We start from the raw sequence: 1,067 nt of genomic DNA on the forward strand, positions 1-1,067 counted from the left end.
GTAATAACTTCGTATAGCATACATTATACGAAGTTATACGAGTGGTTACGGTTGGTTTCACGTAGCCAGCTTCGTTGGGCCTGAAGCGGCGACGCTTTAGCGGATTACCAGGACCGGGCAGCGTGTGTCGCGCCAGCCGGCTTCGCCCCGCAAGTTGTCAGTTAACTCGGCGAAGCCCGTATTATAGCGGCTTTCCTGAATTGTCACAGAGCGCCGCCCGTGCTGCATCGTCCGCTGTCTTACCACCCTGTTCGCAACGTACCGGCCAGCCGGCCCTACGGAGATTCCGCATGCTAGGCCGCCTCGGCACGCACCTCGCCATCGGCTTGCTGAAGCTGCTCGCCCTGCTGCCGTACGGTCTGACCGCACGGTTCGGCGATGGCCTCGGCTGGCTGCTGTATCAGATCCCCAGCCGGCGAAAGCGCATCGTACATACGAATCTGAAACTCTGCTTCCCGGACTGGAGCGACGAACGGCGCGAGGAAGTGGCGGGCCGGCATTTCCGTCATGCGATCCGCAGCTACGTCGAGCGCAGCGTGCAATGGTTCGGCTCGGAGAAGAAGCTCGCGAAGCTGATCCAGGTCGACAGCGCGGTCGATCTCACCGATCCCGACCTGCCGCCGACGCTGTTCCTCGGCCTGCACTTCGTCGGCATCGAGGCCGGTTCGATCTGGCTGAACCGTTCACTGCAGCGTCGCTGCGGATCGCTGTACCAGCCGTTCTCGAACGCGGTGCTCGAGGAAGAGGCGAAGAAGGCGCGCGGGCGCTTCGACGCCGAGATGGTCGGCCGCGCGGACAGCGCGCGCGTCGTGCTGCGCTGGCTGCGCGACCGCAAGCCGGTGATGCTCGGCGCGGACATGGACTACGGGCTGCGCAACTCGACGTTCGTCCCGTTCTTCGGTGTGCCGGCCTGCACGCTGACGGCCGTCGGCCGGCTCGCGAAGACGGGCCGCGCGCAGGTCGTGCCGTTCATCGGCGAGGTGCTGCCGAACTACAAGGGCTACCGTCTGAAGGTATTCAAGCCGTGGGATCACTACCCGACCGGCGATGACGATCTCGATGCGCGG

1 protein-coding gene is annotated in these 1,067 nt (G+C 64.1%); it reads left to right on the forward strand.

The features are described 5' to 3' along the window. Positions 1 to 290: 290 nt before the first annotated feature. Positions 291 to 1,067, forward strand: a 777-nt coding sequence (lpxL, locus tag JMF90_RS38175) for a lauroyl acyltransferase LpxL (protein WP_201326454.1), incomplete at its 3' end; no start/stop codon positions are given.

This window comes from Burkholderia sp. E168m23 (assembly GCF_016586125.1).
GTDB lineage: Bacteria > Pseudomonadota > Gammaproteobacteria > Burkholderiales > Burkholderiaceae > Burkholderia > Burkholderia orbicola.